This window comes from Pseudomonas sp. P4_B4 (genome assembly GCF_056402255.1).
In genome coordinates this window covers 109598-133539 of the sequence record NZ_JBFUHS010000005.1, presented here as the reverse complement: position 1 = coordinate 133539, position 23942 = coordinate 109598, and the positions used below count along the sequence as shown (strand labels likewise).

Here is a 23942-nt window from a genome sequence, read left to right as displayed (position 1 = left end):
ATTGAAGTTGCTCTCTAACTACTACTGCAGAACGAAATAATCGTAGCGCATCGACACGGTGACCTCGAACGGTTCCGCCTGTTCGATAACTGCTGCCCGGCGCTCGGCACTGGCGCGCCAGCCGTGGGGTGTCATCGCCAACAGGTTCGCCCGGTCCTGACCGCTTTCCAGCGTCAGCTTGAATTCCAGGGTTTCACTGTGGGCCAGCACCATGCCATCTGGTACCAAGGCCAGGTGCTTGTCGTCGGTATATTCACGGACTTCGTCGTACAGCCGCTCACGCAGTTCCATCAGGTGGCCGCTGGTCGGTCCGACTTTCATCAGGCCGCCGCCAACACTGAGCAGGCGCTTGGCTTCCTCCCAGTCCAGCGGGCTGAAGACACTGGCCAGGAACTGGCAACTGCCGGAAGCCAACGGCACCCGCGCCATGCTGGCGATCAACCAGGTGAGCTGCGGGTTGCGTTTGCAGGCGCGTTTGACCGCTTCGCGGGAGATGTCCAGGGCATAACCTTCGGCACCCGGCAAAGCCTCGGCGATTTGCGCGGTGTAGTAACCCTCGCCACAACCGATGTCCAGCCAGTGCTGTGGTGCGTAGCCGGCCGCCAACTCCGCCAGACGCTTGGCCACCGGGGCGTAGTGCCCGGCGTTCAGGAAGTCGCGGCGGGCTTCGACCATTGCCTGGTTATCCCCAGGGTCGCGGCTGTTCTTGTGCTGCACCGGCAACAGGTTCAAATAACCCTGGCGCGCGCGGTCGAAACGATGCCCGGCGGGGCAGGCCACGCCGTTGTCCACCGCATTGAGCGGCTCACTGCAGATCGGGCACGCAAGCATCAGGCGAGCAACTTGATCAGGGTCTGGTAGTAGATCTCGGTCAGTACGTCGAGATCGGCTGCCAGCACGCGTTCGTTGACCTGGTGGATGGTCGCGTTGACCGGGCCCAGCTCAACCACTTGGGTGCCCATGGTCGCGATGAAGCGGCCGTCGGAGGTACCACCGCTGGTGGACGCCTTGGTTTCACGACCGGTGATGTCCTTGATGCTCGCCGACACCGCGTCGAGCAGTGCGCCCGGTTCGGTGAGGAACGGCAGGCCGGACAGCGCCCAGTCGATGTGCCAGTCCAGGCCATGCTTGTCGAGGATGTCCGCCACGCGCTTTTGCAGGCCTTCGACTGTCGACTCGGTGGAGAAGCGGAAGTTGAACACCGCCACCAGGTCACCCGGGATCACGTTGGTCGCACCGGTGCCGGAGTTGACGTTGGAGATCTGGAAACTGGTCGGCGGGAAGAAATCGTTGCCGTGGTCCCAGTGTTCGGCGGCAAGTTCGGCCAGGGCCGGGGCCGCGAGGTGGATCGGGTTCTTGGCCAGGTGCGGGTAGGCCACGTGGCCTTGCACACCGCGTACGGTCAGCTTGGCGCCAAGGGAGCCGCGACGACCGTTCTTGACCACGTCACCCACCAGGGTGGTGCTCGACGGTTCGCCGACGATGCACCAGTCCAGACGTTCCTTGCGCGCGGCCAGACGTTCAACCACGGCCTTGGTGCCGTGGTGCGCCGGGCCTTCTTCGTCGCTGGTGATCAGGAAGGCGACTTTGCCCTTGTGATTCGGATAGTCGGCGACAAAACGCTCGGACGCCACGGTCATGGCAGCCAGGCTGCCTTTCATGTCAGCGGCGCCACGGCCGCAGAGCATGCCGTGTTCGTCGATCAGCGCGTTGAACGGTTCGATCTGCCAGGCCGCCACCGGGCCGGTCGGGACCACGTCGGTGTGGCCGGCGAAGCACAGCACCGGACCGTCGTCCTGGCCGTGGGTGGCCCAGAAGTTATCCACATCCTCGATGCGCATCGGTTCCAGGGTGAAACCGGCATCGCCCAGGCGCTGCATCATCTGCTTCTGGCAATCGGCGTCGATCGGCGTCACGGACGGACGGCGGATCAGGTCGATGGCGAGTTGGAGGGTCGGCGAAAGGTCGGCGTGGGCCGTCATGGAAAACTCCGGAAATCATGAATATGGGCGCGGACTGAATGTAGGAGCGAGCCTGCTCGCGAATGCGGTATGTCAGTAACCATAAACATTGAATGTTACACCGCTATCGTCGGAACGCCGCCCGGAGCCGGCTCGCTCCTACAGGTATTGGGTTCGATCGGCAAACCGCGACACGCCAAGCCCCGCAAAATGGCGCTTATCTTAAAGCAAAACGGCGACCATTGGCCGCCGTTTAGTGCATCCGCGCAGATTTAGACGACAGGTGCCGTTTCAGGCTCGGCGGTCGGTTTCGGCAGCGACGACAGGAACGCCATGATCAGCGCCGCCAAGTATGGCAACGACTGCACCAGCAACATGGTCACCCAGAAACGCATGTCGTTGCTCGGCATGCCGTTCACCAGGAAGATCCCCAAGGCAGCGCCCCACAACAGCAGCATGATGAACATCTCTTCCCGGGCTTCCGAAATCGCCACCCAGAAACCGTGGTTGTCGGCATTCTTCGGCGTACGGAAGAACGGAATGCTGCTGGTGAAGAAGCCGTACAGCACCGCTTTGGCGATGGTGTGGGACAGCGCCAGGCCGGCCAGCGCCGCGCAGAAGGCATCCTTCAGGTTCACTCCAACCGCACGACGGTAGAGGAAGATGATCTTGGCGACCTTGAACACGAACAGCGCCAATGGCGGGATTGCGAAGATCAGCAGCGGCGGATCGACCCGTTGCGGCACGATGATCATCGCCGCCGACCACAACAGCGCGCCGACGGTGAAGAAGATGTTCATGCCGTCCGCCACCCACGGCAACCAGCCCGCGAGGAAGTGGTAGCGCTGGCCACGGGTCAGCTCGGTGTCCTTGCCGCGCAGCAGGCTGGCGGTGTGGCGCTTGATGATCTGGATCGCTCCGTAGGCCCAGCGGAAACGCTGTTTCTTGAAGTCGATGAAGGTATCGGGCATCAGGCCTTTGCCGTAGCTGGTGTGGTAATACGCCGCCGACAGGCCTTTCTCGAATACCCGCAGGCCAAGCTCGGCGTCTTCACAGATGCACCAGTCGGCCCAGCCCAGCTCTTCGAGCACCGAGCGACGGGTCATGGTCATGGTGCCGTGCTGGATGATCGCGTCACGGTCGTTGCGGGTGACCATGCCGATGTGGAAGAAGCCTTTGTATTCCGCATAGCAGAGCTTCTTGAAGGTGCTTTCGTTCTGGTCGCGGTAATCCTGCGGCGACTGCACCACGGCGATTTTCGGGTCGGCGAAGTGCGGCACCATGTGCTTGAGCCAGTTGCGGTCGACGCAGTAGTCCGAGTCAATCACGGCAATGACTTCCGCATCCTTGGCGGTGTGCGGGATCAGGTAGTTCAGCGCGCCACCCTTGAAGCCAGCCAGCGGTGCCACGTGGAAGAACTTGAAGCGTGGGCCGAGGGTTTCGCAGTAATCGCGCACCGGTTCCCAGACCGCCGGGTCCTTGGTGTTGTTGTCGATGATCAGGACTTCGAAGTCCGGATAGTCGAGGTTGGCCAGGGCGTTGAGGGTCTGTTTGACCATCTCCGGCGGCTCGTTGTAGCAGGGCACGTGAATCGACACTTTCGGGCGGTAGCTGGAGTCGCCTTCCACCGGCAGGAACTCGCGCCGGCGCTTGTGCACCCACACTGCTTCGGCCAGTTCATGGGCTTCGGTCAGCAGCACGATAAACACCCCGAGCGCACCGAGTGCGAGCAAAAAGCCCACGGTCAGGCTGAACCATGTGCTGTATTGCTGGCTGTAGTCGTAACCAATCCACACCAGCACCGAACCACACAGGAAGGCGATGAAAGTCAGGAAGGTACGGCCACGCTGGCGCAGGGCCGAGCCGTCGATCAGCAGCAGGGTCAGCGACAACAGCGCCAATACCACCGAACCGATGGCCAATACGCGCCATTGCGGAATCGCCACCACCGGGCCTTCGAAGTTGAACTTCTGCTGGCGCGCGGCGTTGAACACGCCCCAGTAGGCGCCGACGGAACCTTCGTCGCTGGCTTTCCACGGCTGGTCAAACGCTTCGATCACGAAGTAGTTGAAGCCCTGGCGGTTGAGCTTGTTGACCAGGGTTCGCAGGTAGATCGCCTGGTCCGCCGGTGAGGCATCGGCGCCACCGCGCATGCGGCCGTTGCTCGGCCAGCCCACTTCGGACAGCAGCAGCGGCTTTTTCGGGAACATTTTTTTCAGGTCGCGGGCACGGTCCAGAACGAACTGCTGTGCCTTGTCCACCGGGATAAATTCCCAATACGGGAGGACGTGCGCGGCGATCAGGTCGACGTGCTTGGCCAGTTCCGGGTGCTCTTCCCAGACGTGCCACTGTTCGGACGTGGTGACCGGTACTTTGACGGCGGCACGCACACGGTCGAGCAACACGCTCAGTTCGGCGGCGGTGATTTCCTTGCGGAAGATCGCTTCGTTGCCGACCACCACACGAACCACGCTGCGCGAGGAGTTGGCGATTTCAATGGCGCGGGTGATTTCCCGTTCGTTGCGTTCCTGGTCCGGGCTGATCCAGATCCCCAGGGTCACCCGCAAGCCGAACTCTTCCGCCAGTTTCGGGATGTTTTGCAGGGTGCCATCGACCGAGTAGATGCGGATGTTGTCCGTCAGCTTGCTCATGATCTCCAGGTCGCGGCGCATTTGATCGTCGGTCGGGTACTGGTCTTTCTGCGGGAACTGGCCCTGCTGGAATGGCGAGTACGAGAAGCCTGAGATCTGTTCAGGCCAGTTGGGGGCGGTGACCGGGCGGTTGATCAGCGCCCAGAAGCCGGTAAACAAGGCAGCGATGGCGAGCACCACGACCAGGTTGAGTCCAAATTTACGCGATGACATAGCTATTTCGGGTTCCAAAGACTGTGGAACGAAGGAACGGTTGGCGGTCGCCAAGGGGCGCGCATCCTACACCGGGCATTCTCCGGTCGTACAGCAGACAGGGAATTGCCGGACATTGGGCAGTTAACTTTCACATAAGTTCTTACACTTGCAGCTTGAAGCTTAAAACTTGTCGCTGCGCTGTGTCCTGCCTTGCAAGCGCGTTCCTCTTTTGACGAGTGGCTGTGGTCGTCAAGCAAGGCGCCGCGACGAGTCATAGCCCGCTATGGCGAGGAGCGGCAACGCAGCATGACGGCAACAGACGCCGTCAAAAAGGAACAGTGCTTGTGAGGCAGGACACCCTCTATAATGCGCGCCGGTTTTTGGGGTAATGGTCATGAGTACAGAAGATCCGCGGTTTGCTGGCATCGCCCGTTTGTATGGCATCGAAGGCCTTGAGCGCCTGCGCGCGGCCCATGTGGCGATCGTCGGCGTCGGTGGTGTCGGTTCCTGGGCGGCGGAAGCCATGGCCCGTTGCGGCGTGGGCGAGATTTCGCTGTTCGACCTGGACGACGTCTGCGTCAGCAACGCCAACCGTCAGTTGCACGCGCTGGACAGCACTGTGGGCAAGCCCAAGGTCGAGGTGATGGCCGAGCGTCTGCGCGGGATCAACCCGGACTGCACGGTGCACGCGGTGTCTGACTTCGTTACTCGCGACACCATGGCCGAGTACATCACGCCGAACATCGACTGCGTGATCGACTGCATCGACAGCGTCAACGCCAAGGCCGCGCTGATCGCCTGGTGCAAGCGCCGCAAGATCCAGATCATCACCACCGGCGGCGCGGGCGGGCAGATTGACCCGACGTTGATCCAGGTCTGCGACCTGAATCGCACGTTCAACGATCCATTGGCGTCGAAAGTGCGCTCCACGCTGCGCCGCGACTACGGCTTCTCACGCACCGTGACCCGCCATTACAGCGTGCCGTGCGTGTTTTCCACCGAGCAACTGCGCTACCCGAAACCGGACGGCAGCATTTGCCTGCAGAAGAGTTTTGTCGGGGATGGAGTGAAGCTCGACTGTGCCGGCGGGTTTGGCGCGGTGATGATGGTGACGGCGACGTTCGGCATGGTCGCGGCGACCAAGGCTGTGGACAAGATTGTGGCGGGTGTGCGGCGGCCGGCGGATCGGGTCAAACCGCAAGTTTAAAGTGCTGCTGATGGCCTCTTCGCGAGCAAGCCCGCTCCCACATTTTATCTACAGTGAATACAGTTTTTGTGTACGACCGAAATCCAATGTGGGAGCGGGCTTGCTCGCGAAGGCGATTAACCAGCCAACTCATTCATCCGCTGAAGCACCGCATTCAAGCCATTACTGCGAGACTCGGACAACTGCCGCCCCAACCCCAACTGATTGAACCAGTCCGGCAAATCCACCTGCTGCAACTCAGCCGCCGACAATCCGTTGACCCGCGCCAGCAGCAATGCCACCAACCCGCGAATCAAGCGCGCATCGCTGTTGGCGCTGAATTGCCAATGGCCATCGCGCAACTCACCCACCAGCCACACCTGGCTTTCACAGCCATGCACCCGGTTTGCATCACACATCTGCGCATCACTCAAGGCCGGCAGGCACTCACCCCATTGCATCAGCAGGCGTGCGCGTTGTTCCCAGCCGGCCGCTTTCTGAAAGGTGTCCAGTGCCGTCACGGCATCAGCAGGCAGGTTCATCGCAATAGCTCCAGCGCCTGATCCAGGGCTTCAAAGAACCGCTCCAGGTCTTCGGAATCGTTGTACAGCGCCAACGACACCCGAATCGCCCCGGCCAGTTCGAAGCGTTTGAGCAGCGGCATCGCACAGTGATGGCCGGCACGCACCGCGATCCCTTGTTCGGTCAGCAAATGCGCGAGATCGGAGTTATGCACACCCTCGACAGTAAAACTGGCCAGCGCCACTTGTGGCTTGCCCAGCAGGCGAATACCGTTGCGCGCCTCAAGGCCCTTGAGCAGGCAGGCATGCAACGCGGCTTCATGAGCGGACACGGCGTCCTGATCGAGCCCGGCGAGGTAATCCAGGGTCGCTCCCAGACCAATCACACTGGCAATCGGTGGCGTCCCTGCCTCGAAACCCAGCGGTGCCGGGCGAAAGCGTGCGTCGTGGTAGTTGGCATCCAGCACCATTTCACCACCGAACTGCCAGGGACGCAGTTGTTGCAGCGCTGCATTGCGCCCGAACAGCACGCCCAAGCCATCGGGACCGTAGAGCTTGTGGCTGGAAAACACATAAAAATCGCAGCCCAGCGCTTGCACGTCGTGGCGGCCATGGACCACGCCTTGGGCACCGTCGATCACGGTCAGGGCGTTGTGCGTCTTGGCCAGTGCCAGCAATTCAGGCAGCGGCTGCCACGCGCCAATCACGTTGGACAGTTGACTGACGGCGAACAGACGCGTGCGTGGGCCGATCAAACCGGCGGCGGCTTCAAGGTCGATCACGCCGTCGGCATCCAGCGGCAGGATCACCAGTTTCAGCTCGCGACGGTGTGCCAGTTGCTGCCATGGCAGCAAATTGGCGTGATGCTCCAGGGCGCTGATGACAATCTCGTCGTCCGGATTGAAAAGATGTTCCAGGCCATAGGCCAGGAGATTCAGCGCGGACGTCGCGCCATGGGTAAAGATGATCTGCCCGCAATCGCCAGCATTGAGCCATTGCGCGACTTTGCGGCGGCTGTCCTCGAACGCCTGGGTGGCGTGGGCGCCGGGCAAATGCTGCGCCCGATGCACGTTGGCCGCGCCGTTGGCGTAGTAGTGCGCCAGGGCATCCAGTAGGGCTTGGGGTTTTTGCGTGGTGGCGGCGTTGTCCAGATAGGTCTGGTCTTGCCGTTGCAGGGCGGCGATGGCCGGAAAATCGGCACGCCAGGGAGAGAGAATCATCATGCTATCGGGCCCTGGTGAGTGTACGCCGTACCCATGTAGGAGCGAGCCTGCTCGCGATGGACGCATGGACGACGCGTGCTGTCTGTTGCCGCGTGTAATCGTTGACGTCCATCGCGAGCAATCGAGCGTCGACCGGCTGCTCCTACACAGGTGATCGTGTAGCGCTTAGTTGTGAGCGTGCAGCGCTTCGTTCAGTTCAATGGCCGATTTGTGGGTTTTGCATTCCACGGCACCGGTCTCCGAATTGCGACGGAACAGCAGGTCAGTCTGGCCAGCCAGTTCACGGGCCTTGACCACTTTGACCAGTTGATTGTTCTCGTCCAGCAGCGCGACTTTGGTGCCGGCGGTCACGTACAGGCCCGACTCGACGGTGTTGCGGTCGCCCAACGGGATACCGATACCGGCGTTGGCGCCGATCAGGCAGCCTTCGCCGACCTTGATCACGATGTTGCCGCCGCCCGACAGGGTGCCCATGGTCGAGCAGCCGCCGCCCAGGTCCGAACCCTTGCCGACGAATACGCCAGCGGATACGCGGCCTTCGATCATGCCCGGGCCTTCGGTGCCGGCGTTGAAGTTGATGAAACCTTCGTGCATCACGGTGGTGCCTTCGCCCACGTAAGCGCCCAGGCGCAGACGCGCAGCGTCAGCGATACGCACGCCGGCCGGAACCACGTAGTCGGTCATTTTCGGGAACTTGTCCACCGAGAACACTTCCAGCAGCTCGCCGCGCAGGCGGGCTTCGAGTTGCAGTTCGGCCAGCTCGCTCAGGTCGACCGCGCCCTGGCTGGTCCAGGCCACGTTTGGCAGCAGCGGGAAGATGCCGGCCAGGTTCAGGCCGTGTGGCTTGACCAGGCGATGGCTCAGCAGGTGCAACTTGAGGTAGGCCTCAGGGGTGGACGACAGCTGGGCGTCTTCAGCCAGCAAGGTGGCAACCAGCGGCTTGTGGCTCTCGGCCAGGCGGGTCAGCAGGGCAGCCTGGGCAGCGTCGACGCTTTTCAGCGCTTCAGCCAGTTGCGAGGCCTGTGCGGTGCTGAACGCGATGGCCTGATTGCCTTCGGTGTAGCCCAGGATCGGTGCGATAGCGGCGAGGACTTCAGCCGATGGCTTGAGTACCGGGGCGGCGTAGAACACTTCCAGCCATGCGCCTTGACGGTTTTGAGTGCCGACGCCGAAGGCCAGGCTGAACAAGGTAGTGGACATGTGTATACCTCTAACAAAATTGAACGGGCTGCTTACTTGAGCGCGGCCACGTAGATATCTGGCTTGAAGCCAATCAGGGTTCGGTCACCGAGATCGAGCACCGGGCGCTTGATCATCGAAGGTTGTGCGAGCATCAGTTCGATGGCTTTCGACTGGTCGAGATCGGCTTTGCGTTCGTCGTCGAGCTTGCGAAAGGTCGTGCCTGCACGGTTCAACACCACTTCCCAGCCGTGCTCGTTGCACCATTGGGTCAGGTGTTCACGGTCGATACCGACCGCTTTGTAATCATGAAAGTCATAGCTGACAGCGTGTTCATCGAGCCAGGTGCGCGCCTTTTTCATGGTGTCGCAGGCTTTGATGCCGAAAAGGTGCAACGTTTTGCTTGAAACGGTCAAGGAATTGCCCCCTTTGCAGGTGCTGGAATTGAAAGGTGACGGATTATGCCATGGCCGGACGGTTTCGCGGCGGCTGTGGTTGTCATGTCCGCGCAAAACCTGTGGGAGCGAGCCTGCTCGCGATCGCGGTGGCTCATAGACAGCGATGTCGGCTGTGATGCCGCCATCGCGAGCAGGCTCGCTCCCACAGGGATTGCGGTGTTTCAAGGCGTTCGGTGCAGTGCGACATAGGTGCAAGGGCCACCGGTAGTCTAAGCGGCTAATATGGCACTTCGATGCTGTCGACTGGCCTGGAACCACGCTTTATGCAAACCGCTTACACCGTCCTGATCCTGTTGATGCTGGTCGGCGTTTCGCGCCTGATCGGACGGGTGATTCCGCTGCCGTTGCCGTTGGTGCAGATTGCCGCTGGGGCCTTGCTTGCCTGGCCGACGCTCGGCCTCCATGTAGCCCTCGATCCCGAACTGTTCCTGTTTCTGTTCCTGCCGCCGTTACTGTTCTCCGACGGCTGGCGCATGCCCAAGCGCGAATTCTGGCACCTGCGCGGCCCGATCCTGACGCTGGCAGTGGGGTTGGTGCTGTTCACGGTGGTCGGCGCCGGCTATTTCATTCATTGGCTGCTGCCCGGTGTACCGTTGCCGGTGGCGTTTGCCCTGGCGGCCGTGCTGTCGCCGACGGATGCGGTGGCAGTGTCGGCCATTTCCCGCAATCGACTGCCGACCCCGTTGATGCACATCTTGCAGGGCGAGGCGCTGATGAACGACGCCTCAGGCCTGGTGACGTTCAAGTTTGCCCTGGTGGCGGCGGTGACCGGCGTGTTCTCGCTGGCCAATGCCAGCCTGACGTTTGTGCTGGTCGCGGTGGGTGGCCTGGCCGTCGGGGTGGTCTTGAGCTGGCTGGTCGGCCGTCTGCGGGCGTGGATGATCGCGCGGGGCTGGGATGATCCGGCGACGCACGTGGTGTTCATGTTGCTGCTGCCGTTTGCGGCCTACGTGCTGGCCGAGCGTATGGAAGTGTCGGGCATCCTCTCGGCGGTGGCGGCGGGGATGATGCAGAGCTGGCTCGATCTGCTGCCGCGCCAGACCAATACACGCTTGCTCAATCGAAGTGTCTGGTCGCTGCTGGAGTTCGCGTTCAACGGTTTGATCTTCCTGCTGTTGGGTTTGCAGTTGCCGGACATCATCAAGGCGGTGGCCAGTCACGAAACTTCGCTTTGGCCGACGTTGCTGTATCGCGGGCTGGACGTGGTGGCGATTTTCCTGGTGCTGCTGGTTTTGCGGTTAGTCTGGGTGCAGAGCATCTGGCGGCTGTCCATCCTGCTGCGGCGCTGGCGCGGCAAGGCTGAGATAACCCGAGTGCCCAGCGCGCGTTCCTGCTGGTTGCTGACCGTCGGCGGCGTGCGCGGCGCGGTGACGCTGGCGGGTGTGATGTCGGTGCCGATGTTGATGGGCTCCGATGCATTTCCCGAACGCGACTTGCTGATCTTTATTGCCGCCGGGGTGATTCTGCTGTCGTTGATTGCGGCCTGCATCGCGCTGCCACTTTTGTTGCGTGGCATCGAAGCCAGCCCGGACGACAAGCGGCGTAATGAAGTGCGCGACGCCTGGCGCAAGACCGCTGAGGCGGCCATTCATGCGCTTGAGACAGAAGAGGTCAACCCACAGGACGCCGCCCAGTCCGCGCTGGCCGCTGAACTCAAGGCGCGGATCATGTCCGAGTATCGCCACCAGTTGGAGGTGTTCAACGATTCCGCTGAAGCTCAGGCCCTGGCCTTTCAGATGGACCTGCTGGAACGGCGTTTGCGCTTGAAGGCGCTGCGGGCGCAGCGCCTGGAGTTGTATAGCCTCAGTCGTCATCACCAGATTGGTGATGACGTGTTGCGTGAGGTGTTGGGGGAACTGGATCTGAGTGAGGCCAAGCTTGGAGCGGTGAAATAATAATGAGCGTGTTTTCATTGTTGCATTGCGGCGTACATGGAAGATGTATTGAAAGTAACAGTTATCAAGAATCGATTTTTTTGGGGGGGGCTTCGGAGTGTTTTTTAATTGGATTTGCCAATGAATGGTGCCTTTATTGTGTTGAATAGTTCAATCAGTGCGTGTGGTATGTATGTTGTCCTTTGAGGATAAATCTTGCGAATTGCATTCATGTCATTCTTGCTCAGTGTGAAGTTTCCTGGGTGGCTCCAGTTGTTTAGGGTGAGTGTGCTATCAATTTTGTAGTGCATGACTGACAATGGGTCGTAATCACCATAGATATGATCTGTATAGCGAGGTAATGGCAGGACTTGTAAGTCAACGTTATCACGCTCCCAGTCGCTTTTTTCTTTATACCAGGCGTAGACTTTTTCCAGATCCCAAGGAATGTCCGCATCGGGATGTTGATGTTCATGGCGGAGGCCGAGTGCGTGACCAAATTCATGTAATACAAAGCGTTCAAATTCATCATGTTCTAAAGCTACTCCGATTTTCATAGTGGGTTCTTCAGGGGGGCAGGTCAGTGCATCTGTGCCGAGAAAGGAGTAGGAATCGCCGGTTTGGTTTGGCTCGATTTTTATACGAATGTCCCCCGCAGTACCTGAAATGAATTCAAATTTTAAATTGGCATGCGCTAACCATTTGTTCGCGATGTTTTTTACAATGTCGATGGTTTTCTGGTTTTCGTCGTACATGGCTATTTTCAGGGTGCGCCCAGGCTCCCAGAAGGCAGTATGTATGGCGACGCTTCTCTTGGTGCGTCCGGAAGTGTTGGACTTGACATTATCGCTGCGTTCATTGATTGCGGCCTCATAGGAGGCAACTGGATCAATGCTTCTAAGGATGCTGCAAACTTCATTTTTCATAGGGGGACGTCCATGTCTTTTATCGGTTGTGGTTTGTTGATAAAGAGATTTGTTGGTTTTATTTATTTGCGCATTGTTGGAGTGGTAAAGACTTTTGATATGTTTTTCGTATGAGTCGCCGATCATACTGGCTGAGAGTTGCTGCTCTTCTCTGCGTTCCAATTGTCGGTGGTAGGTTAGCTTTGCGTGATTTTGAGTGTGGTATTGCCGCTCTCTTTCTCGAAGTTTTAATCTGGTCAATAGACTGGTTTCGAGTTGGAGACTATTTAAATTAGAGCCACGCTGTAAAGTTACTGCTTGTTAGATGTTGTTGCTGGTGGGCGGCCTGTACTGCGTTGCACAGTACAGGCCTTGTTAGTGTCAGTTGCGGCGGGTTATGAAGTCGCGAATACGTTCTGCCGCTTCAAGGCATTCGGATAATGGCGCAACCAGTGCCATGCGTACTCGGCCTGCACCTGGATTCAAACCATCAACATCGCGGGACAGGTAAGAGCCCGGTACCACGGTCACGTGCTCCTGCTCGAACAGGTCGCGACAGAACGCTGCGTCGTCACCGGCCACATTCGGCCACAGGTAGAAGCTGCCATCCGGCCGCTGTACGTCCATGACCGGGCTGAGGATTTCCAGTACCGCATCAAATTTCTCGCGATACAGCGCTCGGTTGGCGCGTACGTGCACTTCGTCATTCCACGCAGCAACGCTGGCCAGTTGGGTTTGAACCGGCATCGCGCAGCCGTGGTAGGTACGGTAGAGCAGGAAGCCCTTGAGGATGTCGGCGTCACCGGCGACAAAACCTGAACGCAGGCCTGGCAGGTTCGAACGCTTGGACAGGCTGTGGAACACCACGCAACGCTTGAAGTCCTTGCGACCCAGTTCCGCGCAGGCGCTGAGCAGGCCTGGTGGCGGAGTTTGTTCGTCGAAGTACAGCTCGCTGTAGCACTCATCGGCGGCAATCACGAAGTCGTATTCGTCGGCCAGGGCGATCAGCTTTTTCAGGGTTTGCACCGGAATCAAGGCGCCGGTCGGGTTGCCTGGCGAGCACAGGAACAGGATCTGGCAGCGTTTCCAGATGTCCGGCGACACGGCATCGAAATCCGGGTTGAAGCCGTTTTCGTCCAGGCATGGCAGGTAATGCGGCTTGGCCCCGGCGAGGAAAGCCGCGCCTTCGTAGATCTGGTAGAACGGGTTCGGGCTGACCACCAGCGCGTCATCGCCACGGTTGACCACGGTCTGGGTGAAGGCGAACAGCGCTTCACGGGTGCCGTTGACCGGCAGCACGTTGCGCGCCGGGTCGATCCAGCCTTTGGGTACATCGAAGCGACGCTCGCACCATGCAGCGATGGCTTCACGCAGCTCCGGGATACCGAGGGTGGTCGGGTACACCGCCATTTTTTCCAGATTGCTGGCCAGGGCCTCGGCGACAAAACTTGGCGAACGGTGTTTCGGCTCGCCGATGGACAGCGCGATCGGACGCTTGTCCGGGTTGGGCGTCACGCTGCCGAGCAGGGCGCGGAGTTTCTCGAACGGGTAGGGCTGGAGCTGGGACAGAGCGTTGTTCATCGGGGGCCTCTTTCAATGTGGAAGCTAACTAATGTGGTGAGGGGGCTTGTCGGAACGCCGAACCGCCCCGTTCGGCTGCGAAGCAGTCGTAAAACCATCATGTGCGCTGTATCTGATACATCGCGTTAGCTGGTTTTGGGGCCGCTTCGCGACCCAACGGGGGCAAGCCCCCTCACCACAGAAGGTTCATTTCCACAGGGGGAAATGTGTTGATTCAGATGCTGATGCGCGACAGTTTGATATCGGGTTCCTGGTTGACACTCAGTTGTTCGACGATCGCATCCTGCAGGCGGCTGCACAGCAGCGGGTCCGACAACGGCTGGTTGTTGGCGTCGGTGATGAAGAACACGTCTTCCACGCGCTCGCCGAGGGTGGCGATCTTGGCGTTCTGCAACGACAGGTCGAACTCCAGGAAGATCGTGCCAATCCGCGCCAGCAGGCCCGGGCGGTCGGGGGCCGTGAGCTCCAGCACCGTCACCGGGCGCTGGGCGTCGTTGTGGATCGTCACTTGTGGCGCAAAGGCGAAATGCTTGAGCTGACGCGGCACCCGGCGCTGGATGATGGTCGGGTAGTCGTCCGGGTTGCGCAGGGCTTCGGTCAGACCCTCGCGGATCTGTTTGACCCGCGCCGGATTATCGCCAATCGAATCGCCGTCGGTGTCGAGCACGATATAGGTGTCGAGGGTGAACTGGCTGCTGGAGGTGATGACCCGGGCGTCGTGAATGTTCAGGTTGAGCTGGTCCATTGCGGCTACGGTCACGGCAAAGAAGTCGTGCTGGTCCGGGGCATAGATGAAAATCTGCGTGCCACCTTCGAACTCGCGCTGGGTGGTTTCCTTGATCAGCACCAGTGGCCCGCCGTCGGCCGGTTGCTGGAGGATCGCGTCACTGTGCCAGGCGACATCGCCGGCGGTGTGGCGCAGGAAATAGTCATCACCCAACTGCGCCCATAACTGCTCCACATCGTCCGGGTCGGTGCCGCCGCGCACCAGGATATCCAGGGCGGCGCTCTGGGTCTGGCGGATCTGCTCTTCGCGATCCACCCGGTTTTCCAGGCCGCGACGCAGGGCGCGCTTGGTCTCGGTGTAGAGCTGGCGCAGCAGGCTGGCGCGCCAGGAATTCCACAGGGTCGGGTTGGTGGCGTTGATGTCGGAGACGGTCAGCACATAGAGGTAGTCGAGGCGGGTTTCGTCACCGACGATCTGGGCGAAATCGTGGATCACCTGCGGGTCGGACAAATCCTTGCGCTGGGCGGTGGTCGACATCATCAGGTGGTTTTGCACCAGCCACACGATCAGGCGGCTGTCCCACGTGGGCAGTTGATGACGCTGGCAAAAGGCCTCGGCATCCACGGCGCCGATGTCCGAGTGATCGCCATGCCGGCCTTTGCCGATGTCGTGGTACAGGCCGGCCATGTAGATCAGCTCGGGCTTGGGCAGCTTGCCCATGACTTTGCTGGCCAGCGGGAATTTTTCCGACACCTGGGTGTACTGCAACTTACGCAGATGTTTGATCAGGTTCAGGGTGTGGGCATCGACCGTATAGATGTGGAACAGGTCGTGTTGCATCTGCCCGACGATAAAACCGAATTCGGGCAGATAGCGCCCCAGGATGCCGTAACGGTTCATTCGCCGCAGGTTGCGGTGGATGCCGATCTTGCATTTGAACAATTCGATAAACAGGCTGGTATTGCGAATGTCGTTGCGGAAGTCGTCGTCGATCAGGTGGCGGTGTTCCCGCAGCAGGCGAATGGTGTCGGCGCGCACGCCTTTGATTTCCGGCTGCTGGGCCATCAGCACGAAGATTTCGAGCATGGCGAACGGGGTGCGGCGGAAGACGTTGTTGTTGCGTGCCTCGATATAACCGTCATGCAGCTGGAAGCGCGAGTTGATCGGCTGCGGTGGGGCTTCGTCTTCCGGTGCGAGGATCACTTCCTCGAAGTGCTGGATGATCAGGTCGCTGAGCTGGGCGATGCTCATCACCACCCGATAATACTGCTGCATGAAATTTTCGATGGCTTGCTTGGCATCGTCGCCTTTGAAGCCCAGCAGCCCGGCAATGGTGCGCTGGTGATCGAACAGCAGGCGGTCTTCGGAGCGGCCGGCCAGCATGTGCAGGGCATAGCGAACCTTCCACAGGAACTCCTGGGAAGAGGCGAGCAGGGCATTTTCGCTCTCGACCAGGAATCCTTCGCCAGCCAGTGCCCGCAGGTTCAGGGTGCCGTACTCGCGACGGGCCACCCACAGAATCGTCTGGATATCCCGCAGGCCGCCGGGTGAGCCTTTGACGTTGGGTTCCAGGTTGTATTCGGTGTCGTTGTACTTGTGGTGACGGGCCTTTTGTTCGGCACGCTTGGCCAGGAAGAAGTCCTTGCTCGGCCACATGTGCGCGGTGCTGGTTACGTCCAGCATGCGCTGGCGCAAATGCTCGGGGCCGGCAATGGTGCGGCTTTCCATCAGGTTGGTGACGACTGTCAGGTCGGCACGGGCCTCGACGGCGCACTCCTCGACTGAGCGAACACTCTGACCGACCTCCAGGCCGATGTCCCACAACAGCGTCAGAAAACGCTCGATGGAATCGCGGAAAACTTCGTGGTCGGCGCTGTCCAGCAGGATCAGCAAGTCGATATCGGAATAAGGGTGCAGTTCGCCACGGCCGTAGCCGCCGACCGCGACCAGCGCGATGTCGGCGTCCTCGCTCCAGCTGAACTGCTCCCAAGCCTTTTGCAGGATGTTATCGACGAACCAGGCGCGATCCTCGATCAGCCGGCGAATGTCCCGGCCGCTGCGAAATCGAGCGTCGAGCACCTCGCGGGCCTGGCGGATCGCCTTCTTGAAGGCCGCGATCGGGCTTGCCTTCAGGGCCAGTTCAGCCTGGAACTGGCCTCGGTCGAAGAGTTCGGGATCCACCTGCGGCATCGATTGGCTTTCCTTTCTATGGGCGAGGTTCGGTGGCGGGATCAGGCCGAAACGCGAGGGATGGTGTCATCACTGCGCAGGGTGAAGATCTCGTAACCGGTTTCGGTCACCAGCAGGGTGTGTTCCCACTGTGCCGAGAGCTTGCGGTCCTTGGTGATCGCGGTCCAGCCGTCGCCCAGTACCTTGGTGTCGGCACGGCCCTGGTTGATCATCGGCTCGATGGTGAAGGTCATGCCGGCCTTGAGTTCCATGCCGGTGCCAGCGCGGCCGTAGTGCAGGACCTGCGGCTCTTCGTGGAATACCTTGCCGATACCATGGCCGCAGAATTCGCGAACCACCGAGAAGCCGTTCTTTTCCGCGTGCTTCTGGATGATTTCGCCGATGTCGCCCAGGCGGCAGCCGGGTTTGACGATCTCGATCGCCTTGTACATGCATTCCTGGGTCACCAGGGACAGGCGCTCGGCCCAGACCGGCACGTTGCCGACGTGGAACATGCGGCTGGTGTCGCCGTGGTAACCGTCCTTGATGACGGTGACGTCGATGTTCAGGGTGTCGCCATCCTTCAGCGGCTTATCGTTCGGGATGCCGTGACAGACCACATGGTTGATCGACGTGCAGATCGACTTCGGATAGCCCTTGTAGTTGAGCGGGGCAGGGATGGCTTTCTGCTCATTGACGATGTAGTCGTGGCAGATCTGGTTCAGTTGATCGGTGGTAACGCCCGGCTTGACATGTTCGGCAATCATTTCCAGCACATCGGCGGCCAGTTTGCCGGCGATACGCATTTTGGCGATATCCTCGGGGGTTTTGAGGGTGACGGTCATACAGGCTCTCTCTGCGCCAGGCGGCGCTTTCTAAACGGAAAGGGCGTTGCGCAATCGAACTTCGCGGCCCTGAAAAATGCGATTCTACCAGACGATCAGCGCAAATCTGCGTCTGTGTGCATCGCTTCTCTCTATAGAATGGTGCATTCTTGGCGGATTCCAAGGGATGGAGCAAAGCGCTCGCCAGGATTTCAGAATCCGGGTTCCGTTTTGCCCTGCCTTGTGATATAAAATGCGCCGCTTTCCGGGGATGTCCCGTAAAGCCTAAATCCACACACGTGTCGACACGATGACCTGGGTGCCTTCAGCTGATGCTGCTGGTTGGTCATTGGGATACGTGGAGGCCAAACCCGACTTATTAAGGAACTATCATGTCCCAAGTCAACATGCGCGATATGCTGAAGGCCGGTGTGCACTTCGGTCACCAGACCCGTTACTGGAACCCGAAAATGGGTAAGTACATTTTCGGCGCGCGTAACAAGATCCACATCATCAACCTTGAAAAAACCCTGCCAATGTTCAACGAAGCTCTGACTTTCGTAGAGCGCCTGGCCCAGGGCAAAAACAAGATTCTGTTCGTCGGCACCAAGCGTTCCGCTGGCAAGATCGTTGCTGAAGAAGCAGCACGTTGCGGTTCGCCGTACGTCGATCACCGCTGGTTGGGCGGCATGCTGACCAACTTCAAAACCATCCGTGCTTCCATCAAGCGTCTGCGTGACCTTGAAGTTCAAGCCGAAGACGGTACTTTCGCCAAGCTGACCAAGAAAGAAGCGCTGATGCGCACTCGTGACCTGGAAAAGCTGGATCGTTCCCTGGGTGGTATCAAGGACATGGGCGGTCTGCCAGACGCTCTGTTCGTTATCGACGTTGATCACGAGCGCATCGCGATCACCGAAGCCAACAAGCTGGGTATCCCGGTTATCGGCGTAGTCGATACCAACAGCAGCCCGGAAGGCGTTGACTACATCATCCCAGGCAACGATGACGCAATCCGCGCTATCCAGCTGTACATGGGTTCGATGGCTGACGCTGTAATCCGCGGTCGCAACAACGTTGCCGGCGGCACCGTAGAGTTCGCAGCTGAAGAAACTCAGGCTGCAGCTGAGTAATTGACGCCTTGGCGTTGACTCAGTAAGCAAAAAGGGGGCTTGGCCCCCTTTTTGCCACCTCGAAAACCATTTGTTGGCGCCCACCGCTCTATCTGTAACGTGCGGCAGCTAACAAGGGTGGTTGGGGAAGAATTGATCGCCCGTTCGATCGGGTGGAATGGTTGAAAACCTATCCAAGAGGATTTTGAAATGGCAGAGATTACTGCAGCGTTGGTCAAAGAACTGCGCGAGCGTACTGGCGAAGGCATGATGGACTGCAAAAAGGCCTTGACCAAGGCTGGCGGCGACATCGAGAAAGCCATTGATGACATGCGTGCTTCGGGCGCCATCAAGGCTGCCAAGAAAGCCGGCAACGTTGCCGCTGAAGGCGCTATCGCCATCAAGGCTGACGACAAGGCAGCCGTGCTGCTGGAAGTCAACTCGCAGACCGACTTCCTGGCCCTGCAAGACGACTTCAAGAACTTCGTTGCTGCCAGCGTAGAAAAAGCCTTTGACGAAAAACTGACCGACGCAGCTCCGCTGATCGCCGCTCAGGAATCGGCTCGTGAAGCGCTGGTTGCCAAAGTAGGCGAGAACGTCAACATTCGTCGTCTGGTACGCGTAGAGGGTGACGTTGTCGGCACCTACCTGCACGGTAACAAGATCGGTGTTGCTGTTGTTCTCAAGGGCGGCGATGTTCAGCTGGCCAAAGAGATCGCCATGCACGTGGCGGCAAGCAACCCTGAGTTCCTGCTGCCATCGCAGGTTTCGCCAGAAGCCATCGAGCGTGAGAAGGGTGTTTTCCTGACCCTGAACGAAGACAAGATGAAAGGCAAGCCAGCGGAAATCGTCGAGAAGATGATCTCCGGCCGTATCACCAAGTTCCTGGCCGAAGCCAGCCTGGTCGAGCAAGCTTTCGTCATGAATCCGGAAGTCACCGTAGGTGCCCTGGCCAAGAAAGCCGGCGCTGAAATCGTTTCCTTCACTTACTTCAAGGTAGGCGAAGGCATCGAGAAGCCAGTGGACAACTTCGCAGAAGAAGTTGCTGCCCAGCTGGCTGCCGCCAAGCAATAAGACGGTTTTTGACTGTCGCCCAGAAGAGGCTGCCCGCTTACGCGCGCAGCCTCTTTTCAGATGGGGCACCAATTTTTAATTGGTTTCCTTTTGGAACTGGCTTACAAAGCCATGTTCCGATGGCGCTGAGGCAGCGCCAAGCTAGAGTGAGCGCCAGCTGTAAACAGCTCGCAAAGAATTTTTAAAATACGCCGCAGGAGAGATTCGCAATGGCTCAGCAGGGCAGTGGTTATCAGGCTCGCTATAAACGCATTCTACTCAAGCTTAGCGGCGAGGCCCTGATGGGCTCGGAAGAGTTCGGGATCGACCCGAAAGTTCTGGATCGCATGGCATTGGAAGTTGGCCAGCTGGTCGGCATCGGTGTTCAGGTCGGTCTGGTTATCGGTGGTGGCAACCTGTTCCGCGGTGAAGCACTGAGCAAGGCTGGCATGGACCGGGTCACCGGCGACCACATGGGCATGCTGGCCACTGTGATGAACGCCCTGGCCATGCGCGACGCCCTTGAGCGCGCCAACATTTCGGCCATCGTGATGTCCGCTATTTCCATGGTTGGCGTGACCGATCACTACGATCGTCGCAAGGCCATGCGTCACTTGAACTCCAAGGACGTGGTGATTTTCGCGGCCGGTACCGGTAACCCGTTCTTTACGACGGATTCGGCTGCCTGCCTGCGTGCAATCGAAATCGATGCCGATGTCGTGCTCAAGGCGACCAAGGTCGATGGCGTCTACACCGCTGACCCGTTCAAAGACCCGCATGCCGAGAAGTTCGATCATCTGACCTACGATGAAGTGCTGGATCGCAAGCTGGGTGTGATGGATCTGACGGCTATTTGCCTGTGCCGCGACCACAAGATGCCGCTACGCGTATTTAACATGAACAAGCCCGGCGCTCTGCTGAACATCGTACATGGCGGCGCTGAAGGAACCCTGATCGAGGAAGGCCAACAATGATCAACGAAATCAAGAAAGACGCTCAAGAGCGCATGCAGAAGTCCGTGGAGTCGCTGGCGCACAACTTCGGCCGCATTCGTACCGGCCAGGCGCACCCGAGCATCCTGGAAGGCGTGATGGTGCCGTACTACGGCTCTGACACCCCGATCAAGCAAGTGGCCAACATCACCGTCAAAGACGCCCGTACCCTGCAAGTCGTTGCTTTCGAGCGCAACATGCTGGGCGCCGTCGACAAGGCGATCGGTAGCGCGGGTCTGAACCTGAACCCGACCAACCTCGGCGAGCTGCTGTTGATCTCCATGCCTGCCCTGACCGAAGAAACCCGCAAGGGCTTCACCAAGCAGGCTCGTGACGTCGCTGAAGATGCCCGTGTTGCCGTACGCAACATCCGTCGTGATGCCAACAGCCAGCTCAAGGATCTGGTCAAGGAAAAAGAGATCAGCGAAGACGAAGAGCGTCGTGCGACTGGCGAGATCGACGATCTGACCAAGAAGTTCGTGGCTAAAATCGACGCGGATCTGGCGCAGAAAGAAAAAGACCTGATGGCCGTATAAGGGTCGCGTTTTCATGGATAAGACAAAGCAGACTGCACCTTCCGCGGTGCCGCGCCATGTCGCGATCATCATGGATGGTAACAATCGTTGGGCGAAAAAGCGCTTTATGCCGGGTGTCGCCGGGCATAAAGCGGGCGTGGATGCGGTGCGTGCGGTTATTGAGGTTTGTTCCGAGGCCAAAGTCGAAGTGCTGACCTTGTTCGCCTTTTCCAGCGAGAACTGGCAACGTCCGGCCGATGAGGTCAGCGCTTTGATGGATCTGTTCTTCAGGGCGCTACGTCGTGAGGCCAAGCGCCTCAACGATAACAACATCAGCCTGCGCATCATTGGTGACCGCTCGCGTTTTCATCCCGAGCTGCAGGCCGCCATGCGTGAAGCGGAAGCCATGACGGTTGGCGCCAATCGTTTTGTGCTGCAGATCGCCGCCAATTACGGCGGTCAGTGGGATATCGCGCAAGCTGCGCAACGACTGGCGCGAGAAGTTCAGGCCGGACACTTGCGTCCGGAAGACATCACACCTGATCTGCTGCAGACCTGTCTGGTCACAGGCGACCTGCCGTTGCCAGACCTGTGTATCCGTACCGGTGGTGAGCGCCGCATCAGCAACTTCCTGCTCTGGCAGCTGGCCTATGCCGAGTTGTATTTCTCCGACCTGTTCTGGCCGGACTTCAAACACGATGCCATGCGCAATGCGCTGGCCGATTTCGCTTCCCGCCAGCGCCGCTTCGGTAAAACGAGCGAGCAGGTCGAGGCTGGAGCCCGGGTTTAATGCTTAAACAACGCATCATCACCGCACTGATCCTGCTGCCGATTGCCCTGTGCGGGTTTTTCCTGCTTGAAGGTTCCGGTTTTGCACTGTTCATCGGGCTGGTCGTAACCCTTGGTGCCTGGGAGTGGGCGCGTCTGGCGGGTTTCGCCGGTCAGGCGTTCCGCGTCGGCTATGCCGCCGCGGTCGCTTTGGCGCTGTTCCTCATGCACATCCTGCCCGGCCTCGCGCCTTGGGTGTTGGGCGCTTCGGTGCTGTGGTGGGCGGTGGCGACGTATCTGGTGCTGACCTACCCGCGTTCGAGCGAGCATTGGTCCAATGCGGCGACCAAATTGGTGATCGGTCTGTTGATTCTCCTGCCGGCCTGGCAAGGTCTGGTCGAAATCAAAAAGCATGAAACCGGCAACGGCAACCTGCTGATTTTGGCCGTGATGGTGCTGGTCTGGGGTGCCGATATTGGCGCCTACTTCTCCGGTCGTGCTTTCGGCAAGCGCAAGCTCGCACCGCAGGTCAGTCCGGGCAAAAGCTGGGAAGGCGTTTACGGTGGTCTGGCGCTGAGCCTGGTGATTACCACAATCGTTGCTCTGGTACGCGACTGGACGGTGGCTGAGCTACTCAAGGGGCTGATCGGCGCTGCGCTTATCGTGTTTGTCTCGGTGGTGGGTGATCTCACTGAAAGCATGTTCAAGCGTCAATCCGGGATCAAGGACAGCAGCAACCTGCTTCCGGGTCACGGCGGCGTGCTGGATCGTATCGACAGCCTGACGGCGGCGATTCCGGTGTTTGCCGTGCTGCTGTGGATGGCGGCGCCATGAGTCGCGCGCAACAGATTACCGTTCTGGGTGCGACCGGCTCGATTGGCCTGAGTACGCTCGACGTCATTGCTCGCCATCCTGACCGTTATCAGGTCTTTGCCTTGACTGGCTTCACTCGCTTGAGTGAATTGCTGGCGTTATGCGTGCGACATGTCCCGCGATTTGCTGTGGTGCCTGAGGTTGCTGCTGCCCGCACCTTGCAGGATGAATTGCGCGCGGCGGGGCTTTCGACCCGTGTTCTGGTGGGGGAGGAAGGTTTGTGTCAGGTCGCTTCCGATCCGGAAGTCGATACGGTCATGGCGGCCATCGTCGGTGCGGCGGGATTGCGCCCGACACTGGCAGCGGTCGAGGCTGGCAAGAAGATCCTCCTGGCCAATAAAGAAGCGCTGGTCATGTCCGGTGCGTTGTTTATGCAGGCGGTGCGCAACAGCGGTTCGGTGTTACTGCCGATCGATAGCGAGCACAACGCGATTTTTCAGTGCATGCCGCTCGATTATGCCCGTGGCCTTGAGGCGGTCGGTGTACGTCGGATTTTGCTGACGGCCTCCGGTGGTCCGTTTCGACAGACGCCAATGGCTGAACTGGCACATGTTTCTCCCGATCAGGCGTGTGCTCACCCGAACTGGTCAATGGGGCGAAAAATCTCCGTTGACTCGGCCAGCATGATGAACAAGGGGCTTGAGTTGATCGAAGCCTGCTGGCTGTTCGATGCCAGGCCATCCCAGGTCGAGGTGGTGATTCACCCGCAAAGTGTGATCCATTCGCTGGTCGACTATGTCGATGGTTCTGTCTTGGCGCAGTTGGGGAATCCGGACATGCGCACGCCCATCGCCAATGCCCTGGCCTGGCCTGAGCGGATTGATTCGGGTGTGGCACCGCTGGATCTGTTCGCCATTGCGCGCCTGGATTTCCAAGCGCCCGATGAAGAGCGTTTCCCGTGCCTGCGTCTGGCTCGTCAGGCAGCCGAAGCGGGTAATAGCGCGCCGGCCATGCTCAATGCGGCGAACGAAGTGGCAGTGGCGGCATTTCTCGACGAACGGGTTCGTTACCCGGAAATCGCGAGTATCATCGAGGAAGTACTGAATCTGGAGCCCGTAGTGGCAGTGGATGACCTCGATGCAGTGTTCACGGCAGACGCGAAGGCGCGATTGCTGGCTGGACAATGGTTGAGTCGTCACGGGCGGTAAATGCTGCGGATAGTCGAGCCAGGCAGCAGC

General features: G+C 59.5%; 20 protein-coding genes. 9 read left to right on the top strand and 11 right to left on the bottom strand.

The features are described 5' to 3' along the window. Positions 1 to 21 precede the first annotated feature (21 nt). The 3 genes from AC1DVE_RS08295 to AC1DVE_RS08285 all read right to left on the bottom strand — a co-directional run bounded on the left by AC1DVE_RS08295 (position 22) and on the right by AC1DVE_RS08285 (position 4825). On the bottom strand, positions 22 to 831 hold the full coding sequence (locus AC1DVE_RS08295; RefSeq protein ID WP_223458810.1) for a putative RNA methyltransferase: 810 nt from the start codon (positions 829 to 831) through the stop codon (positions 22 to 24). Continuing rightward, positions 831 to 1982, bottom strand: coding sequence for a succinyl-diaminopimelate desuccinylase (gene dapE, locus AC1DVE_RS08290; RefSeq protein ID WP_223458812.1), 1152 nt, complete (start codon positions 1980 to 1982; stop codon positions 831 to 833). Before dapE ends, AC1DVE_RS08295 begins: the two co-directional genes overlap by 1 nt. 251 nt (positions 1983 to 2233) lie before the next feature. Further along, complete coding sequence (locus tag AC1DVE_RS08285) at positions 2234 to 4825, bottom strand: glycosyltransferase (protein ID WP_477783873.1); 2592 nt, start codon at positions 4823 to 4825, stop codon at positions 2234 to 2236. Positions 4826 to 5195: 370 nt separating this feature from the next. Between AC1DVE_RS08285 and tcdA the strand changes: the two genes are divergently transcribed. After that, entirely contained in the window at positions 5196 to 6014 is an 819-nt protein-coding gene (gene tcdA, locus AC1DVE_RS08280) for a tRNA cyclic N6-threonylcarbamoyladenosine(37) synthase TcdA (RefSeq protein ID WP_223458816.1), read from the top strand. Positions 6015 to 6130: 116 nt separating this feature from the next. Here the strand turns inward: tcdA and AC1DVE_RS08275 are convergent, their stop codons facing one another. The 4 genes from AC1DVE_RS08275 to AC1DVE_RS08260 form a co-directional block, all read right to left on the bottom strand. Then, positions 6131 to 6535, bottom strand: a complete 405-nt coding sequence (locus tag AC1DVE_RS08275) for a SufE family protein (protein WP_223458818.1) — start codon at positions 6533 to 6535, stop codon at positions 6131 to 6133. Next, positions 6532 to 7737, bottom strand: coding sequence for an aminotransferase class V-fold PLP-dependent enzyme (locus AC1DVE_RS08270; protein ID WP_223458820.1), 1206 nt, complete (start codon positions 7735 to 7737; stop codon positions 6532 to 6534). The genes AC1DVE_RS08275 and AC1DVE_RS08270 overlap by 4 nt, the downstream gene beginning before the upstream one ends. Before the next feature lie 165 nt (positions 7738 to 7902). After that, positions 7903 to 8937, bottom strand: coding sequence for a 2,3,4,5-tetrahydropyridine-2,6-dicarboxylate N-succinyltransferase (gene dapD, locus AC1DVE_RS08265; RefSeq protein WP_223458821.1), 1035 nt, complete (start codon positions 8935 to 8937; stop codon positions 7903 to 7905). A gap of 32 nt (positions 8938 to 8969) precedes the next feature. Further along, a complete protein-coding gene (locus AC1DVE_RS08260) occupies positions 8970 to 9332 on the bottom strand; it encodes an ArsC family reductase (protein ID WP_223458823.1) in 363 nt (120 codons plus the stop codon). Between the two features lie 305 nt (positions 9333 to 9637). On the opposite strand from AC1DVE_RS08260, the gene AC1DVE_RS08255 reads away from it, so the two are divergent. Continuing rightward, entirely contained in the window at positions 9638 to 11269 is a 1632-nt protein-coding gene (locus tag AC1DVE_RS08255) for a Na+/H+ antiporter (RefSeq protein ID WP_477783872.1), read from the top strand. Positions 11270 to 11373: 104 nt separating this feature from the next. Here AC1DVE_RS08255 and AC1DVE_RS08250 read toward each other — a convergent pair whose 3' ends face one another. The 4 genes from AC1DVE_RS08250 to map all read right to left on the bottom strand — a co-directional run bounded on the left by AC1DVE_RS08250 (position 11374) and on the right by map (position 17475). Continuing rightward, complete coding sequence (locus AC1DVE_RS08250) at positions 11374 to 12414, bottom strand: zinc metalloprotease (protein ID WP_223458827.1); 1041 nt, start codon at positions 12412 to 12414, stop codon at positions 11374 to 11376. A gap of 120 nt (positions 12415 to 12534) precedes the next feature. Further along, entirely contained in the window at positions 12535 to 13734 is a 1200-nt protein-coding gene (gene dapC / locus AC1DVE_RS08245) for a succinyldiaminopimelate transaminase (protein ID WP_223458829.1), read from the bottom strand. A 214-nt stretch (positions 13735 to 13948) separates the two neighbouring features. Next, the gene (locus AC1DVE_RS08240; protein WP_223458831.1) at positions 13949 to 16651 is read right to left on the bottom strand and encodes a [protein-PII] uridylyltransferase; all 2703 of its coding nucleotides are present in this window, start codon (positions 16649 to 16651) and stop codon (positions 13949 to 13951) included. 41 nt (positions 16652 to 16692) lie between these two features. Then, entirely contained in the window at positions 16693 to 17475 is a 783-nt protein-coding gene (gene map / locus AC1DVE_RS08235; protein ID WP_477783871.1) for a type I methionyl aminopeptidase, read from the bottom strand. A 371-nt stretch (positions 17476 to 17846) separates the two neighbouring features. Here map and rpsB point away from each other — a divergent pair, with 371 nt between their 5' ends. From rpsB to ispC, 7 genes are all read left to right on the top strand, one after another. Further along, complete coding sequence (gene rpsB / locus AC1DVE_RS08230; protein WP_008052780.1) at positions 17847 to 18584, top strand: 30S ribosomal protein S2; 738 nt, start codon at positions 17847 to 17849, stop codon at positions 18582 to 18584. Between the two features lie 189 nt (positions 18585 to 18773). After that, positions 18774 to 19637 carry a translation elongation factor Ts gene (gene tsf / locus AC1DVE_RS08225; protein ID WP_223458835.1) on the top strand — a complete coding sequence of 288 codons (864 nt, stop codon included), beginning with the start codon at positions 18774 to 18776 and terminating at the stop codon, positions 19635 to 19637. Between the two features lie 209 nt (positions 19638 to 19846). Beyond that, positions 19847 to 20590 (top strand): UMP kinase, encoded by a 744-nt coding sequence (gene pyrH, locus AC1DVE_RS08220; RefSeq protein WP_003222124.1) that lies wholly within the window; start codon positions 19847 to 19849, stop codon positions 20588 to 20590. Further along, positions 20587 to 21144 (top strand): ribosome recycling factor, encoded by a 558-nt coding sequence (gene frr, locus AC1DVE_RS08215; RefSeq protein ID WP_008000041.1) that lies wholly within the window; start codon positions 20587 to 20589, stop codon positions 21142 to 21144. Before pyrH ends, frr begins: the two co-directional genes overlap by 4 nt. Positions 21145 to 21157: 13 nt before the next feature. Continuing rightward, positions 21158 to 21913, top strand: coding sequence for a polyprenyl diphosphate synthase (gene uppS / locus AC1DVE_RS08210; RefSeq protein WP_223458837.1), 756 nt, complete (start codon positions 21158 to 21160; stop codon positions 21911 to 21913). Next, positions 21913 to 22725: a phosphatidate cytidylyltransferase gene (locus AC1DVE_RS08205; RefSeq protein WP_223458839.1), complete on the top strand. Its 813-nt coding sequence runs from the start codon at positions 21913 to 21915 to the stop codon at positions 22723 to 22725. Before uppS ends, AC1DVE_RS08205 begins: the two co-directional genes overlap by 1 nt. Further along, positions 22722 to 23912 carry a 1-deoxy-D-xylulose-5-phosphate reductoisomerase gene (gene ispC, locus AC1DVE_RS08200; RefSeq protein ID WP_223458841.1) on the top strand — a complete coding sequence of 397 codons (1191 nt, stop codon included), beginning with the start codon at positions 22722 to 22724 and terminating at the stop codon, positions 23910 to 23912. The genes AC1DVE_RS08205 and ispC overlap by 4 nt, the downstream gene beginning before the upstream one ends. Positions 23913 to 23942 lie beyond the last annotated feature (30 nt).